This is a genomic window from Kistimonas ophiarachnellae (assembly GCF_057552235.1).
The window spans coordinates 370,492-385,783 of record NZ_BAAJPA010000002.1 but is presented as its reverse complement, the minus strand read 5'-3'; the positions used below and the strand labels follow the sequence as shown (position 1 = coordinate 385,783).

General features: G+C 49.4%; 14 protein-coding genes. 9 read left to right on the top strand and 5 right to left on the bottom strand.

Features of this window, described 5'->3' with window-relative positions:
- Positions 1-4: 4 nt before the first annotated feature.
- The 5 genes from AC27K1_RS03940 to AC27K1_RS03920 all read left to right on the top strand — a co-directional run bounded on the left by AC27K1_RS03940 (position 5) and on the right by AC27K1_RS03920 (position 5,941).
- The gene (locus AC27K1_RS03940) at positions 5-1,288 is read left to right on the top strand and encodes an NAD(P)/FAD-dependent oxidoreductase (protein WP_487148463.1); all 1,284 of its coding nucleotides are present in this window, start codon (positions 5-7) and stop codon (positions 1,286-1,288) included.
- Entirely contained in the window at positions 1,285-2,040 is a 756-nt protein-coding gene (locus tag AC27K1_RS03935) for a DUF1365 domain-containing protein (RefSeq protein WP_487148461.1), read from the top strand. Before AC27K1_RS03940 ends, AC27K1_RS03935 begins: the two co-directional genes overlap by 4 nt.
- Positions 2,037-3,242 (top strand): class I SAM-dependent methyltransferase, encoded by a 1,206-nt coding sequence (locus tag AC27K1_RS03930; RefSeq protein WP_487148459.1) that lies wholly within the window; start codon positions 2,037-2,039, stop codon positions 3,240-3,242. Before AC27K1_RS03935 ends, AC27K1_RS03930 begins: the two co-directional genes overlap by 4 nt.
- A 262-nt stretch (positions 3,243-3,504) precedes the next feature.
- Complete coding sequence (locus tag AC27K1_RS03925) at positions 3,505-3,687, top strand: hypothetical protein (protein WP_487148457.1); 183 nt, start codon at positions 3,505-3,507, stop codon at positions 3,685-3,687.
- 640 nt (positions 3,688-4,327) lie between these two features.
- A complete protein-coding gene (locus AC27K1_RS03920) occupies positions 4,328-5,941 on the top strand; it encodes a WD40 repeat domain-containing protein (RefSeq protein ID WP_487148455.1) in 1,614 nt (537 codons plus the stop codon).
- Between the two features lie 136 nt (positions 5,942-6,077).
- Here the strand turns inward: AC27K1_RS03920 and AC27K1_RS03915 are convergent, their stop codons facing one another.
- Positions 6,078-6,272 carry a hypothetical protein gene (locus AC27K1_RS03915; protein WP_487148454.1) on the bottom strand — a complete coding sequence of 65 codons (195 nt, stop codon included), beginning with the start codon at positions 6,270-6,272 and terminating at the stop codon, positions 6,078-6,080.
- A 184-nt stretch (positions 6,273-6,456) separates the two neighbouring features.
- Entirely contained in the window at positions 6,457-7,002 is a 546-nt protein-coding gene (locus AC27K1_RS03910) for a hypothetical protein (RefSeq protein ID WP_487148452.1), read from the bottom strand.
- Positions 7,003-7,217: 215 nt separating this feature from the next.
- Here AC27K1_RS03910 and AC27K1_RS03905 point away from each other — a divergent pair, with 215 nt between their 5' ends.
- Positions 7,218-7,817 carry a Yip1 family protein gene (locus AC27K1_RS03905; RefSeq protein WP_487148451.1) on the top strand — a complete coding sequence of 200 codons (600 nt, stop codon included), beginning with the start codon at positions 7,218-7,220 and terminating at the stop codon, positions 7,815-7,817.
- Positions 7,818-7,855: 38 nt separating this feature from the next.
- Here the strand turns inward: AC27K1_RS03905 and AC27K1_RS03900 are convergent, their stop codons facing one another.
- Both AC27K1_RS03900 and AC27K1_RS03895 read right to left on the bottom strand, forming a co-directional pair.
- The gene (locus AC27K1_RS03900; protein ID WP_487148449.1) at positions 7,856-8,389 is read right to left on the bottom strand and encodes a lipocalin family protein; all 534 of its coding nucleotides are present in this window, start codon (positions 8,387-8,389) and stop codon (positions 7,856-7,858) included.
- On the bottom strand, positions 8,377-9,435 hold the full coding sequence (locus tag AC27K1_RS03895) for an alpha/beta fold hydrolase (protein ID WP_487148448.1): 1,059 nt from the start codon (positions 9,433-9,435) through the stop codon (positions 8,377-8,379). The genes AC27K1_RS03900 and AC27K1_RS03895 overlap by 13 nt, the downstream gene beginning before the upstream one ends.
- Positions 9,436-9,549: 114 nt before the next feature.
- Between AC27K1_RS03895 and rmuC the strand changes: the two genes are divergently transcribed.
- Entirely contained in the window at positions 9,550-11,076 is a 1,527-nt protein-coding gene (rmuC, locus tag AC27K1_RS03890) for a DNA recombination protein RmuC (protein WP_487148447.1), read from the top strand.
- 338 nt (positions 11,077-11,414) lie between these two features.
- Positions 11,415-12,224: an SDR family oxidoreductase gene (locus AC27K1_RS03885; RefSeq protein WP_487148446.1), complete on the top strand. Its 810-nt coding sequence runs from the start codon at positions 11,415-11,417 to the stop codon at positions 12,222-12,224.
- 7 nt (positions 12,225-12,231) lie between these two features.
- Here AC27K1_RS03885 and AC27K1_RS03880 read toward each other — a convergent pair whose 3' ends face one another.
- The gene (locus tag AC27K1_RS03880; protein ID WP_487148445.1) at positions 12,232-12,627 is read right to left on the bottom strand and encodes a PA2817 family protein; all 396 of its coding nucleotides are present in this window, start codon (positions 12,625-12,627) and stop codon (positions 12,232-12,234) included.
- 187 nt (positions 12,628-12,814) lie between these two features.
- Between AC27K1_RS03880 and AC27K1_RS03875 the strand changes: the two genes are divergently transcribed.
- Positions 12,815-15,160 carry a hypothetical protein gene (locus AC27K1_RS03875; RefSeq protein ID WP_487148444.1) on the top strand — a complete coding sequence of 782 codons (2,346 nt, stop codon included), beginning with the start codon at positions 12,815-12,817 and terminating at the stop codon, positions 15,158-15,160.
- Positions 15,161-15,292 lie beyond the last annotated feature (132 nt).

The window sequence follows — 15,292 nt, the reverse complement described above, 5'->3', positions numbered from 1 at the left end:
AGTCATGCATACCTGTGAGTTTGCAGTAATTGGCGCTGGTGTGTCGGGACTGATCACAGCCTGGCTGCTGTCTCGACACCATGATGTTGCTCTGATTGAACAAAATGCGTGGTTTGGTGGGCATACCCATACCGTGCCGGTCGATGATCCCTTAGGTCCCATGGGTATTGATACCGGTTTTATCGTCTTTAACCGTAAAAACTACCCCCACCTTTCCAGTTTTTTTGATTTTCTGAAGGTTGACTGCCAGGCCGTGCCAATGACCTTTTCGGCCTCAATCGGAGAGGGCGATATCGAGTATGCCGGTGATAACCTGGATACCCTGTTTGCCCAGCGCAGTAAGCTGTTCAGTCCTTCCCATTGGCGGATGATTGCCGATATTCTCAGGTTCAATGCCAGTGCCCGGGAGGATCTGTCTTCCGGTATTGATCCTGATTTGTCGCTGAGGGATTACCTGAAACAATTGCGGTTAGGGGATGGGATCCGCGATCACTATCTGCTGCCGATGGCTGCGGCGATCTGGTCTTGTCCGCTGGCTACCATGCTGGAATTTCCTGCCGCCAGTTTCCTGCGTTTCTTTGCCAATCATGGGCTGCTCTCCGTGTCTGACCGCCCGCAATGGTATTCCGTCAAGGGCGGAAGTCAGGCTTATGTTCAGGCACTTCTGGCGCAGCTGACGGGTCCCTGTTTCAGTGATTCTCCCGTGGAGCGGGTAGAGCATGATGGTCAGGTTTACCGTATTCATACTGCAAGTGGAAACCAGATCCTTGCAGAGAATGTTGTCTTCGGCTGCCATGCTGACGAGGCGCTGGCCTTGTTGGGCGAAAGGGCGACCGAGGATGAGCGGGAGCTGTTGTCGTGTTTTCGCTACCAGGAGAATACCGCCTGGTTGCACACCGATGAACGTCTGATGCCTGAACGCCGCAAGGTGTGGTCATCCTGGAACTACCTGGCCGATTACCGGCTGGCAGGACGCCCGGTTTCCGTAACCTACTGGATGAATATCCTGCAGAAACTCCCTGAAGGTGCAAAGAATTACCTGGTGAGCCTCAATCCGTTGTCAGAGCCGGCTCGGGATAAAGTCATCAAACGAATCACCTGGCACCATCCTGTCTTTGACCGACAGGCCATGCGGGCACAAGCATCGCTGAATGATCTCCAGGGAAAAAATAACCGCTGGTTCTGTGGCAGTTACTTTGGTTATGGATTCCATGAAGACGGTATCCGGTCTGCGGTTGAGCTCTGCAATGGCATGGGTATCAAAGCGCCCTGGCAGGTGGTTATATGAGCCAGCCTGTAAGCGTGTTCGTTGGCGAGGTCATGCACCGGCGTTTATTTCCGGTGGAATACCGTTTTTCTTACCGGGTATTCAGCTTTGCCATTGATTTGATGCAGCTGGATCAACTGGGTCGGCAAAATCCTCTGTTGTCGTTGAACCGATTTAATCTGTTGTCTTTCTATGCCAGAGATCATGGCGCGGAGGATGGCAAGGGGTTGATAGCCTGGGCAAACGAAACACTCCACCAGGCAGGGCTGCAGGAAGCACCGGCAAAAATTACGTTGTTCTGTTTTCCCCGCGTATTCGGTTATACCTTTAATCCGATGTCGCACTGGTATTGTGAAAACGACAATGGGCAGTTAATAGCCGTTATTCTTGAAGTACGTAATACCTTTGGTGAACGACACCCCTATGTGGTGCATGACAAAGGACGTCCATTGCCTCAGTCTGTGCGATTCCAACGAGAAAAGGTTTTTCACGTATCGCCATTTATCGGCATGGATGCCTGTTATCACTTCACCCTGAGAAAAGTCGGAAAACGACAGTTCACTGCAATCAACGAGTATTCCGACGGCAAGCTGATGCTTGTCGCAACCCAGAATACCAAAGCAATCCCCCTGACCACCGGGCGGCTCCTGAAGCTTATGGCCCGGATGCCGTTTATGACCCTTAAAGTGATAGTCATGATCCACTGGCAGGCTTTAAAGATCTGGTTGCGGGGCGCCACGTTTTACACTCATCCGGGAGAAACCAAGTCATGATGCCTGATCAGGATGTGGGCAGCAGCGTCAGTCTGCCATTCATTATGCGACGCCTTGTCGGACATCTCGACAAGGCTGACCAGGGTAAGTTGCTGATTGAAGCCGGTGAAGAGCATAGCTATCAGGTGACAGGCGAGAAAACCGGTGAAGTGGTTGATTTGCGTCTCAATGATAGCGCTGCCATCGCCAAAGCCCTGCTGATGGCCGGTGAGATTGGCTTTGCCAGGAGTTATCTGCAGGGGCATTGGGACACCACTGACCTGACACGCCTGTTTTGCTGGTTTGCGGATAATGAAACTGCATTGAAGCCATCTGCAGGGTTGGGCTTGCCTGGACGTGTAATGCAGCGTTTTCAGCATTGGGGAGCCCGAAATTCCCTGCGGGGCAGCCGTCGAAATATCGCCGCCCATTATGATCTGGGTAATGATTTTTACCGGTTATGGCTGGATCCTTCCATGACCTATTCATCAGGCATTTTTACGTCCGATGACCATGACCTGGAACGTGCACAGACACGCAAATATGCCCGTTTGCTGGCATCACTGGATGCCAGTCCGGGGGATCATATTCTCGAAATCGGCTGTGGTTGGGGGGGATTTGCCGAATATGCTGCCCGCCAAGGGTATCGTGTCACGGGGATCACATTATCCCGCGAGCAGTTGGCGTTTGCACAAGCGCGCATTGAACGGGCTGGGCTTTCTGATTTTGTCAGCTTTGAACTCAGGGACTACCGAAAGCTGGACGGAGCCTGGGATCATATTGTGTCGATTGAGATGTTCGAAGCGGTCGGACAAGCCTGGTGGCCGACCTATTTCAACGTCGTTAAGCGCTGCCTGCGCTCCGGTGGGCGGGCAGCGTTGCAGATCATTACCATAGATGAAGCACGGTTTGAGCAGTATCGCCGCAATCCGGATTTCATCCAGCTCTTTGTGTTCCCCGGCGGGATGTTGCCCACCGTATCGCATCTGCATGCGTTGGCGGCCGGTCAGGGGCTGGAGGTGGCGCGTTCTGATCAGTACGGTCATGACTATGCCAGGACGCTTTCACTTTGGCATCAGCGCTTTAACACTGTGCAGGATGACGTTGTTGCACAGGGCTTTGATCCTTATTTCATGCGTCTCTGGCGCTACTATCTTGCGTATTGTGAAGCGGGTTTTCTCAAGGGAACGGTTGACCTGGTACAACTCCGGCTCGATGGGTAGTGTTTTTCTCTCAATTTTATTATCGCCTCAATACTAAAAAAGCCCGAGTCTTCGCCAATATGCAATGAGCCTGTAGATTTCAGTACTTTGTTCATGATGAGGACATGAAAATCATCATGAACACGAATTTCATCAAACCCCTGAGGGATGTGGAAAACCTGCTTTCACAGGCTGCCTGAACTATCACCGCCTATGTTTCTACCCGGAAATCAGGATCGACGACAGGGGCAAGGAGAAAAAGGTCTATCGCTATGAAAACATAATGACACCTGACGAGAAATTCCTGTCTCTGGAGCAACCTGAGCAGTATCTGAAGGAAGGCATAACACTGGGGCAACTGAAGGAAAAAGCAGATGCAATGACCGGTAATGAAGCCGCCAAACGGCTACAACAGGCCAGAGAAACCTTGTTTAAATCTGTACATAAGCGACGATCTGAGGCATAGGAACTATCAGCTAAGTCAGGCTTATTGCGGAATTGGAAAATACTGGCTGTTAGTCAGAGCTGCAGGTCTGAGATGAACTTTCTATTGTTTGGTTGCCTCTAGCGGGAAGCTTACTCATGAATTGGAAAATTCGGCAGTGTATTTTATGGAAATAAATTTTAAAACCGGTCTCGTCCCCCCCCCCGTCACCTACAAGCGAACTTGATAGTCATATTTTTCCCCTGAAGATTAAAATCCGGATACTGTCACAGCAGGAATGTTGCGTAAGGTGATATCTGACATTATTTCGCTGTATGTGCCTGCTGAAACCCATACCACCAGGACTTTGAGGTCAATCAGAAAAAACGGGGCAGTATAAATGAGACGGATGTAGCAAAAGCGGCCTGAGTTGCCGCATTCTTTATAGAAAGACGTGCAACAGAAAGGTTTGGCGAGTGGCCTGATGGGAACTCTGTTGCCGCAATTGAAACAGGATGGCTATTAACATGGTAGTAAGACGTTCTTTCAAAATTTGAACTAATGCTTTATGAACGTGACTAAGTCCAATATGTCAAAATAAAAAGCCTCATCATTTATTTATGGGGAAGCTTTTTGGATTTCAAATAATACATGTTGACATGTTGAGAAGAGGGCAAATGATATGAATTCAGTCCATGGACGGCAAAACGTTTTACAAGATACGGCGACATCGTCTTCCTTCCTGGTTTCGGATGAAAACGCTCAGAAACAATCAATAGTGCAAGTTCAACCAGCCGAAGATTCTCTTCTCCCAAAGGCAGAGGGTGAATATTCGATATCGGAAAAAAAAACGTTTGATACAAAAATCTTGTCAGTGAATGAGTGGTATTTGCTCGGTAATTACTTGGGGGTGCGCGATATTTTCAATTTTAGAGCAGTGAGTAAACATGTTTCTAGAGAAATATTCGATTGCAAGACCGTTGTGAAATGTCTGGTTGATGAATTCTTTAGCAACAAAAAAACGACACAAGATCAATGGTTGAAACTGACAGATCTTATATCTCATTTTCCACTGCCAAAAGAAACGTTTTCTTTTATAAAAGGAGTAAATGACAAGCGTTGGTTCATGAAGAACTCGTTGAGGACTGCAGCGGTGTTTCGTCACTGGAGTAATCATGCGAAGCAGATACACCATATAACGACTCTGAATATGGATTCGCCGGACGTATTTTCGTTTCCTGGTATTCAACGACTATCAAGCAATCGGCTGGCATCGTGGAATGAGCCAGGACGCATCAAAGTCTGGAATTTGAACAGACCCACACGACTTGAAAATTGTGAAATGGGTGATTGGTCAGTGCAGGGTGTACGGTGCTGTATTCCCTTATCGGGCAATTTGCTGGCTATGTCTTTTTGGAAGAGAGAGGGGTCTTTCCTATTTGTTCTTTTCGACTATGACAGCGGCGAAGAAAAAGCAAGAGTCACCCAATCAGACCTGTTCCTCAGTTTGGATCACATAACATGTGGTGTGCAAATAGAACGGGGGTGGTGCATCACGGGTACCTATAACGGTAAGCTGGCCATTCTGGATCTTTCCCGGCCTGAAAACCCTGTGCATCTTAATTTATGTGAAGGTCATGGCGATGATCCGGTCCTCCGCATGGTAAAATTAGGAAATAATCGGATAGCTTCATCAAGTCATGACAAAATCTGTGTCTGGGATTTTAACCAACCCATAGAGTCGGCACGTATCAATGAGCGATCACTGGAACAACGGATTTGGAGTTTGCAGAGGGCGCCAGATGGTTGTGTCGTTACGGGTGATGCTTTCGACGGCCATATATCTATCTGGAATCCTGAATCTCATCCGGCTACTGCTATAGCATTTAAGGCCGATCCCGAGAGAGGGCAGGAAAAAGTCTGTAAAATCCGATTTTTGCCAAATGGTCATATGGTTGCGTGTCATGGTCCGACACTGACGATTTGGAATCTTAACGACCGGTCAAATCCTGTCGTTGTCGCAAAGATGCAACTGGAAGGCGAGTTCGATGTAATAAAGGATTTTGTCATATACCCCGATGGTCGGGTGGTTTTTGTCCACAACCGGTGGCTGGAAGTTTGGGAACCAACACTATCAGGGGAAAAAGCCCGCATTCTTAACCTTGAGTGTGATTTTCCGGAAGCCGTCGAAGTATTATCCAATGGTTTGGTGGTCAGTTTACTCGAAGATGGAGATGTGTTGGTTCTTGATCTGAATGGTGCCCGTCACCGTTACGATTTCAGGGTGTCCACATAACTGTTCAATAGAAGAGTCAATGGATCCTTAACGAATGGGAATCATCGACAGCAAGCACATGTGTGGGTAGGGTCTTTTTGCGGATTAAAAAAACGGCCAGCGGCTGGTTTTCAGAGTTTATGCCCTATTCCATTGGTTAAAAGTCATAACGGAACTTGGCCTGTACCCTGTCCGCCTTGAAATCAGATTGCCAGTTATGGTCGTAGATAGTAGAGAAGGTGACATCATTGTCCATCTGAACGCATTCACGGTTATCGTCGGCATGGCGGGCAGCAAGCTGAAAATCAATGTCTTCAAAACCTTCAGGTAGCAGTGGTCGGCGAGACATCATTTTAAAGAAAATGCGTTGATGATGCCTGAGAATAGCTGGTGTCAGGCAGAGGGCTTAGTAAATGTGATTGGTATTAATACCCAAAAAAGCCCGATCATTTGATCGGGCAGTGCCTAACGGTTTTTATCTTGTTAGTTCTTTGCACGTTTTTTGGTGTTATAGGGCTAGCCGCCCCGTATAACCATTACAGGGTGTGCTTGTGCAGGTGCATGGAACCTTCAAAGGGATTATCAATGGAGGAACTCTCACCACAAACGTGCCGGTCTGGAAATTGTTGATTGAGCTTCTCCAGGAAGCTTTGTTCCTGATGGGGCGGGACATCCACCATCACCAGGCATTGGCCCGCTGCGAGCTGATCATGGTAGGGGTCCAGACGGTAATTGTCGCAGGAGGCGCCAATCATCCCGCCGACCCAGGTGCAAAATCCCAGCGTGACCAGTCCGGCAAACATCGTCACGATCAAGGCAATCTCCTGCCCGTAAAGCAGGTTGTACAAGCTGAAACTCACCAGTGCACTGGCGATGAAACCGACCATCAGTCCCCGTTCGCCGGAGTGAATGATATCCACCTCTTCCCAGAAGCTGGTGCCATGCAGGCGCCTTTCCTCCAGCGCCTGGGGATGCTTGTAGGTCACATGCGTGTGTTCATGGGCTATGCCAAGGGTCTCCATGTAATGGGTCATTGCCTCGGCCTCATCAATATCTTTCATCAGAAAATGCAGCTGTTTCATTACCTGACTCCTTGTCTATACTTGTACATATATCTAATTATGTACAATATAGGGGTTGTTGTTAGATAAAAATGAATCTTTAATGCTGTTCTGATAGAGGTAAGTGGCATTTAAGAGGCAGGGCACAGTAAGCGTAAAAAGGGCTAAAAAGCGTTTTTTTTAGTGCAATTAGTGCAAATGGATCAATGCCTGCGGGTCAGGAAGGAGTTCTGAACATGTTGGATCATCTTGCAGGGTTATTCACCCACCCCCATGAAGAATGGGAAGACATAGACCGTGAAATCGAGCGTCATGGCCATGGGTACCTGTCCCATATGGTGGTTCTGGCGGCTTTGCCGGGTCTCTGTATGTGGTATGGCACCAGTGTTACCGGCTGGTCTACCGGGCTTGATACCATTCGGCTGGAGCCGACAAGCGCGTTTCTTCTGGGGGTTGCCGCCTGGTTGGGCATTATCTGCGCGGTCACGATCATGGGGTTGTTCATTCACTGGCTGGCCAGGACTTACGGATGCGACCCTTCCTGGAGTCGCTGTGTAATATTCGCAGCTTATACCGCCACGCCACTCTATCTGACGGGCTTTCTGGGCTTGTTCCCATCAATTCCCCTGGCCTTGTTTGGCGTCCTCGTAGCCATTGCCTATGCGGTTTACCTGCTGTATGCAGGCTTACCTCACATCATGCACATCCCGTTTGAGCAGGGATTCATGATGGCAACCTCGATCGTGGCGGTCGGACTTGTGGTACTGGTTTCCATGAAAGTGATGACCATCGTGCTGTGGGATATGGGACTGGGTACGATTTTCAGTCTTGGATAACACCAGCGTGAGCCGGCAATAGATGTCGGCTCATTCATTCAATCTCCGGGTTTTTGTACGGTATAGATGAGTTGATCGACAGGAAATCCTTCACGTTCCAGTATGGCGATTGCCTTTGCAACGGTCTCATCCGGTAATGTGGGCGTTCTGCTCAGCAGCCAGGCATAGTCGCGGTCAGGTTCTCCTACCACGACATACCGGTAATCCTCATCCAGTGCGATGATCCAGTAATCCCCCCAGAACGGCCGGATGCCCAGAACATTGAAAAAGCTGACCTCCAGGCGCGAGTTCTCCGGCGGGTTGGTGCTGCGTGCCAATCCCTGTGCGGTCTGGATTTTCCCCTCCTTGTTTTCACACTGGTTCAATACATCAATATCGCCGTCTTCCCGAAGGGTGTAGGTGGCCATGACATTGGCGACACACTTGCGCTGAAAGACGTTGGGTAGCCGGGCGATTTCGTACCACTGACCCGCATAACGGGTGAGATAAACCTGGGGAACGGTAGTCAGGGGCCGGGCCATGGCGTATCCCACGGAGAGACACAGGCAAAGCGTCAGTATCAGGCGCTGCATACAGATGACTCCTGTGGGGCTTCAAGGAATTGAATAAGATCCCTCGCGCTTTGTTCAGGAATCTCTTCCATTGGCATGTGCCCAACGTTTGGATAGACGATTAGCTCACTGCCCGGAATCGCCTGATGGTATTTTGGTGCATGACGTACAGGGATCCAGTGGTCCTGATCGCCCCACATAATGAGCGTTGGCATGGTGAGAAGGTGGGTACGTGAGGTGTCAAAGCCAACACGGTTACGGATATGCCGGATCAATCGGCCACCGGCAGCCCGGTTGCCGTCCCGCTGCAGCAGTTCGTTGTAGCGTCGAATTTCATCGGACGTGGCTTGGCCTGGATCAGCATAAGCCCGGCGTACCAGTGAAGCGAACAGGCCGTAAGGAGCCTGCGTATAATCGGCAATGCGGCCCATAAGCGGCATGCCCCAGGCAATCAATGCGGCTGGCGGGATGAAAAAGTAACCGGCGGCATTGAGCATCACCAGCTTGCTAATGCGGTGCGGATAGCGTGAGGCGTACTGGTAGGCAAAATAGCCGCCCAGGGAGTTGCCCGCTAAATGGAAGCGCTCAAGGTTTAGTGCAGTCACGAAACCCTCAAGAAACTGCATGTAGGTCTGGTCATCGACCCTCTTGTTGGGGAAGGGACCTGTCAGTCCAAAATTGGGTACATCGATCCGGATGATCCGGTACCGGTCCTGTAGCAGGTTAACCCACTTCTCCCAGGTATGCAGGGAGGAGAACAGTCCGTGGAGGAGGATCAGCACCGGGCCTTCTCCTTCATCCCGGTAGTGAACCTTGAGACCATTGACCTCGACAAACCGGGACGGCGACTGCGACCAGTGTGACAGTGATTCCGCTGTCTGCTGTCGTGCACGGCCTTTGATCAGGAAGATGGTAATCAGTATTCCAATAGTCAGAACGACCATCAGGAAAACGGTTAAAAACCCCTCGGAAAACATGCGGCAGGATTCCTTTACTTGTTTGGTCTGTTGCCGGTGATCATAGGCTGTTCCCTCGGCAATAACCATGACCTTGACTGACATTTTCATGCGGTAGTGATGTCAGAAAAACCGGTGCTGTGGCCCATGCGAATGGGATGTGTGTCCGATCGGTAGTACTATTCCCTGAAACCCTGTTAACCCTCAGAATGGATTGTCTGAACGATGACGATGTCCTTCCTTGTTTATACCCTCCTGCTTGTTGCAGTGGCGGCCATTGTCGCTGTTGCAGCCTGGAAGATCAGTGCAGATTCAACCCGTCAGCGTTGCGAAGCGGAGTCACTGCGTGAGCAACAAGCCCTTGAGACAGAACGCCTGCAGTCAGTAGAACGCCAGACCTGGCTTGAAACGGAAAATCGCCGTCAGCAGGAAACCGTTTCGCAGTTGCAGCAGGAGCAGGAAACGGCGCGACAGCGCATTCAGGCCCTGGAACTCGAGTTGGCGCGCTCGACAGAGCGACTTACCGGTATGGATGAGTTGCGGGTTACGTTGCGGGATGCTGAACTGCGACAGCAACAGCTGCAGGCATCCGAAAGTGAACTTAAAACGGCACTGGCGGCACGGGATAAAGAGCGGGAAGCCGCAGACGATAAAATCCGATTGTTGGAGCAGGCTGAAATAAGGCTCAATCAACAGTTTGAAAATCTGGCGAACCGTATCTTTGAGGCGAAAGCCTCTCGTTTTACTGAACAGAACAAAATGGCGCTGGATGGTTTACTGGGGCCTTTCAGGCAGCAGATTACTGATTTCAAGCAGCAGGTCAGTGAGGCCTATGTCACCGAAGCCAAGGAGCGTCGCTCCCTGCGTGATGAAGTGCTGGGGCTGCGCGAGCTGAATCAGCAGATGAGCCAGGAAGCCCTGAACCTGACCCGTGCCCTGAAAGGCGACAAGAAAACCCAGGGTAACTGGGGCGAACTGGTGCTGGACCGGGTCTTGGAAGAGTCAGGCCTGCGGGAAGGGCATGAATACGAACGACAGGTCTCACTGAAGAACACTGACGGTGAGCGACTGCAGCCTGATGTGGTGGTTCATTTGCCAGATGGCAAGGATGTCGTCATCGACTCTAAAGTCTCGCTGGTGGATTACAGTCGTTATCACGAGGCGGAAGATGATGCGGAACGCAACCGGGCGCTGGCTGCCCATGTTCAGTGCCTGCGTAATCATATTCGTAGCCTGAGCGCCAAAAGTTATCAGGACCTGGATGGCGTCAGAACCCTGGATTATGTCCTGATGTTTATTCCGGTGGAACCTGCTTTCTATGCAGCGGTTGAACATCAGCCTTCACTGTTTCAGGAAGCGCTGGAACACAACATTATGCTGGTCAGCCCGACCAATCTGCTGGTGGCATTACGCACCATCGAAAATATCTGGCGCTATGAGCATCAGAACCGGAATGCGGAAAAAATCGCGGAAAAAGCCAGTGCGTTGTACGACAAACTTCGCGGATTTACGGACGATATGCAGAAACTGGGCACCCAGCTGGATACGGTGAAAAAAACCTATGACGGCGCCATGAACAAGTTCAGCGCAGGACGGGGCAACCTGGTGCGTCAGGCGCAGCAGTTTGTTGAGCTCGGGGTCAAGGTGAAAAAACAGTTGCCGCAGGAATTGCTCGATCGTTCGGTGACGGAGATTGGCCTGCCAACCGAAAGTATCGAAGTGCCTGGGGAAAGCGATAAAAATCTCGGCTAATACCTATGGTCTTTTGATGCGTATCAATATCTGGTTTGTCGAGTCAGGTAGAGTGAACCCCGCAGTGAAGAGGGGAGGGGTTGGTCGCTGAAAACCGCTCAGCGATGATCCTGCCACTGCAAGCAAGTGTCATGGCGCCTCGTTATAGCAGACTGCGTTAGAGACAGTCGGGACAGGTTTGCCAATGGATTATTAGGCCGGTTTTCTGAGGGGGAAGCCGGCCTTTTCTTTGTTCATGTCATTCTCCGTTTTTCTCGTCATAGCTGAAAACCACTAAGGCAGTGATGCTGCCCTTGTGCTTAGCTTTTGTCTCCTTTACTACCGGGCTGGAGTTCGTTATGCCACACACAAGGGAAGGCCAGAAGGTCGAGGGCCGCCGACAACATGGGGCTGAAAAACCGGTTGTGCTGGTCACCGGGGGAGCGCAGGGCATAGGTCGAGGCATCACCGGGTATTTCCTGGCGAAAGGCTATAGCGTGGTGGTGGCGGACAATGACCGTGAAGCCGGTGAAGAGTTGGTGGGGTTATTGGCACGGCAAGGGGACGTACGCTTTATTCGTACCGATGTCAGCAGTGAAGAGTCTGTGCAACGTTGCACTGCCCGGGTTCAGCACTGGTTTGGTGGTCTGGATGGACTGGTCAATAATGCAGGGATTGCTGACCCGTATACCGGCCCCCTGGAATACCTGGATCTTGAAGACTGGCAGCGGATTATTGATGTCAACCTGACCGGTGTCTTCCTGATGGTCAGGCAAACGCTGGGATTACTGCGGGTGCGACATGGCGCCATCGTGAATATTGCTTCCACGCGCTATCTGCAGTCAGAACCTCAGACTGAAGCTTACGCTGCCAGTAAAGGCGGTGTAGTGTCGCTGACCCATGCGCTGGCGGTATCACTGTCGGGGCAGATTCGGATCAACTGTATCAGCCCGGGCTGGATTGAGGTTGGGGAACTGCAGAAATCCCGGTCACGGCGACCGGTGCACCTGACGGAAACCTGCCATCAGCAACATCCGGTGGGCCGGGTAGGGGAGGCACAGGATGTTGCCAGCCTGGTGCACTTCCTGCTGTCCGATGAGGCCGGGTTCATGACCGGCCAGAATATCATTCTCGATGGCGGCATGACCCGGAAGATGGTGTACGAGTAAGTGGGATTTAGTTGAAAACGAACCGGCGGGCTTCAATCCACGACATGTCCCGCCCGTTGTGTTCGGCTTCTGCCAGAATATCCTCCAGCCGCTGATATTTGCCGATTTCATCATCTGACATGAAGTGCAGGCATTCCCCGCCAAAGAACCAGAGCAGGTCACGAGGCACCATCGGCGCAAGCTGGGGGTGGTTGCCGATAAAGGAAAACAGCCACTGCTGGCCCAGGTAACGGGATTCTTCCAGGTGATCCACCAGTGCCTGCTTGACGTGTTGTAACTGTTCCAGCAGTTGTTCTTTCTGCTCTTCTGTGCAGACGGTGTCCAACGCAGTAGGCAGCTGCATCATCAGGTTATCGAGCAGCTGTTGGTGATGTTCGATGTAGAGACGGTGATTTTCAGGCATCAGGGATTTCCAGTCAGGCCAGGTGACCTGTGATGAAAGGTTTTTGAACCCGCACAACCTAACGAGCCTTGGCTGGAAGGTCAAGGCTGTTAGTCAGAGCTGCAGGTCTGTGATGAACTTTTCGATTGTTTGGTTGTCTCTAGCGGGAAAGCCCCATTATGAATCGAAGAATTCGGAAGTGTATTTTATGGAAATAAATTTCAAAACCTGTCTTGCCACCCCGTCACCAACAAGCGATATTGAGAATCATATTTTTCCCTTGAAGATTAAACAGACAGATTCAGAGCATTTCCTGCTGGTTAGTCAGTACCAATTTGATGATTCGGAAAATATGGCTAATAAAGGTGTCATGGAAAGGTACGTGGCTCTCGTGAAAGATTCAATATCTACTCGTGTGCCGTATCTCTGGTTGTATAACAATTCAGCGGAGCGTTTTCCGTACACTGTTAAAAAATCACTATTGAATAAAATGAGGTTTAATATTGAACCTGAATTTCCTGGCGTTACCATCAGGCATGCGCAATCGCTTGAAAATAGAACAATCCACGATGATCATAGTCTGCTGTTAAGAAATATTGCCTACGCCAGGAACTATTTGTATTGGCTGTCTATTAATCATCAGTCGACAGAAGGAACCAGGCAATCCTGTATTGAACTGATTGATAAGTTTGATCAATGCATCTCGGAACCCTGTCTTGATATCAAGCGTTTTATCCAGGTGTTTGGATCCATGGTGAATATTTTAATGGATGATCTTTTTATGCTTGATGGTCAGCAAGAGGCTATGCCCCTTCATCAAGTATGGGTGGGTAACCAGGTTCCTCCCCTTGAAGGGCGTAATATCATGGCTGGAATGTCAAGGGATAAAAATTATCAAAATGTCAGGATTCATTTTTGGGGGCATCGTCAGTATGCTGATTTTTTGTACCAGTCTTCCAGGGCATCGGATTTGGGGCAGCATGAAACAAGAATTCTCAGAGAAAAGTATAAAAATATTATATTCCATGACATCAATGAGGATTTCGCTGAGAATATGTTTGAAAGCAAGATTGAAAAATGTCTTGTATATATTGTCCATGCGATCATAAGGCAAGGAGACCTGAAAAGTTTCAGTTCCGCTGCAGATGTGATGAGAACGATGCTGGTTAATTATTCGATAAGGCGAGTAGAGGATACGGCATTCACAGGGATCGGTAAGTCTGCCACGAGTCCATGGAGGCTCATGAAGCCCGTGGATAGTGCAGACGTTGTGCCTGTTTCAGCCTATCTGGATTTTGGTAAGTTGCCGTTGACGAGAATTGAGACAATGAGCAAGCTGATTGATGAAAATCAGCGGGTCGGCTTCATCTCTACCTACTCCGGTAAGGATACTTGTTGGTCAATGTTGAGTTTTCCAGGTGCATTTAATGACGCTTATGCTATGACCCTTTATCTCTATACTGTGATTGGATATGAACAGAACATACTGATAACTAATATCTTGATGTTGACGGAGCTTGATGTTATTGGGGAAAACTTTGATGCAGCGCTTGCAAAGCGTTTGATGTATGCAGCTTCATTGGGGGTCTCGCTTACGGATATTGGAGCTGATAAATATTCCTGTTTCGGTATAGCACGTTATTTCAACAGGAAGTGCGATGAAGCGATGAAGGAAATAAATGATAAGGAGAGTTTTTTTAATACGATGCCGATAGGTGAGATCAAAAGTCGAATCGATAAGTTTGTTGTGTTTAGGTCGAAGATGCTGAATCTGTCGCTGTATAATTATAATGAAATTGAGAGTGAAGTGTTGAATTGGTTTGTTTGTGATTACTATTCTGGCTCTGGCTCTGGCTCTGGCTCTGGCTCTGGCTCTGGCTCCGATTTTAATGTTGATATTACAGCAAAAGTTTCAGCCGTTGCTTCTGAAGTATTAGTTAACTATTTTTGTGTGTCGCAAGAAAAAAAGAATGTTGTTGTTCCTGTTGTTTCGCAGTTCAAAGTCAGCACAGAAAGTCGTTACAGGTCATATCTGCAATTGAAGGATGTTTTCTTAAATCACCCTTATGATGTTCACCCCTCTGAAATGTCTGAACACCTGAGTAAGAGTAGAGTCTATCATCCTTCCAGGAATTATTTGCCAGGGTCTTTTAGGGCAAAGCAAGTTGCATTTCTGCAAATGGCGCCACATTTATATAGGCTTGCGATGAATTATTCCAAAAAAAGAGCGACTGCAAACCCTATTGATCCTATGACCTCCCGGCTCCGTGAGTTGGGTATTACCGGATTGCAAAAAGACCAGGCATGTCAAACGGATGATACATTAAGTCTGTCCGCTGTAGCCCTGTTGACATCACTCCAGCCTCCGCTACTGTTTACCCATTACTACCATTTGGATCCTGTTAACAGTGAGAGCTACATAAGGCTAACCCCTGATGAACTCAGGAGTCTGGCTGAAGGTGACTATCAGTCCATCTCGGTTTTTTTATTCAATCGTGCGTTTTACAGTTTGCACATGCTTGTCAATCTTGACAGGTACTATTCCAAGCCCTGATACAGTGTATTCATTGTTCTCTGTCGCCGGACGTGAGTCAGGATGGCCAATATTGTTCAACAAGACCAGGCTGTGGCGCAATCTGTACGAATTTTTGCACACCTGGGCTGGCGGATGTCCATGCTTATCACT

Coding starts and splice junctions, on each gene's coding strand:
- AC27K1_RS03940 (WP_487148463.1), top strand. CDS start 5: ATGCATACCTGTGAGTTTGCAGTAATTGGCGCTGGTGTGTCGGGACTG.
- AC27K1_RS03935 (WP_487148461.1), top strand. CDS start 1,285: ATGAGCCAGCCTGTAAGCGTGTTCGTTGGCGAGGTCATGCACCGGCGT.
- AC27K1_RS03930 (WP_487148459.1), top strand. CDS start 2,037: ATGATGCCTGATCAGGATGTGGGCAGCAGCGTCAGTCTGCCATTCATT.
- AC27K1_RS03925 (WP_487148457.1), top strand. CDS start 3,505: ATGACACCTGACGAGAAATTCCTGTCTCTGGAGCAACCTGAGCAGTAT.
- AC27K1_RS03920 (WP_487148455.1), top strand. CDS start 4,328: ATGAATTCAGTCCATGGACGGCAAAACGTTTTACAAGATACGGCGACA.
- AC27K1_RS03915 (WP_487148454.1), bottom strand. CDS start 6,272: ATGATGTCTCGCCGACCACTGCTACCTGAAGGTTTTGAAGACATTGAT.
- AC27K1_RS03910 (WP_487148452.1), bottom strand. CDS start 7,002: ATGAAACAGCTGCATTTTCTGATGAAAGATATTGATGAGGCCGAGGCA.
- AC27K1_RS03905 (WP_487148451.1), top strand. CDS start 7,218: ATGTTGGATCATCTTGCAGGGTTATTCACCCACCCCCATGAAGAATGG.
- AC27K1_RS03900 (WP_487148449.1), bottom strand. CDS start 8,389: ATGCAGCGCCTGATACTGACGCTTTGCCTGTGTCTCTCCGTGGGATAC.
- AC27K1_RS03895 (WP_487148448.1), bottom strand. CDS start 9,435: ATGAAAATGTCAGTCAAGGTCATGGTTATTGCCGAGGGAACAGCCTAT.
- rmuC (WP_487148447.1), top strand. CDS start 9,550: ATGACGATGTCCTTCCTTGTTTATACCCTCCTGCTTGTTGCAGTGGCG.
- AC27K1_RS03885 (WP_487148446.1), top strand. CDS start 11,415: ATGCCACACACAAGGGAAGGCCAGAAGGTCGAGGGCCGCCGACAACAT.
- AC27K1_RS03880 (WP_487148445.1), bottom strand. CDS start 12,627: ATGCCTGAAAATCACCGTCTCTACATCGAACATCACCAACAGCTGCTC.
- AC27K1_RS03875 (WP_487148444.1), top strand. CDS start 12,815: ATGGAAATAAATTTCAAAACCTGTCTTGCCACCCCGTCACCAACAAGC.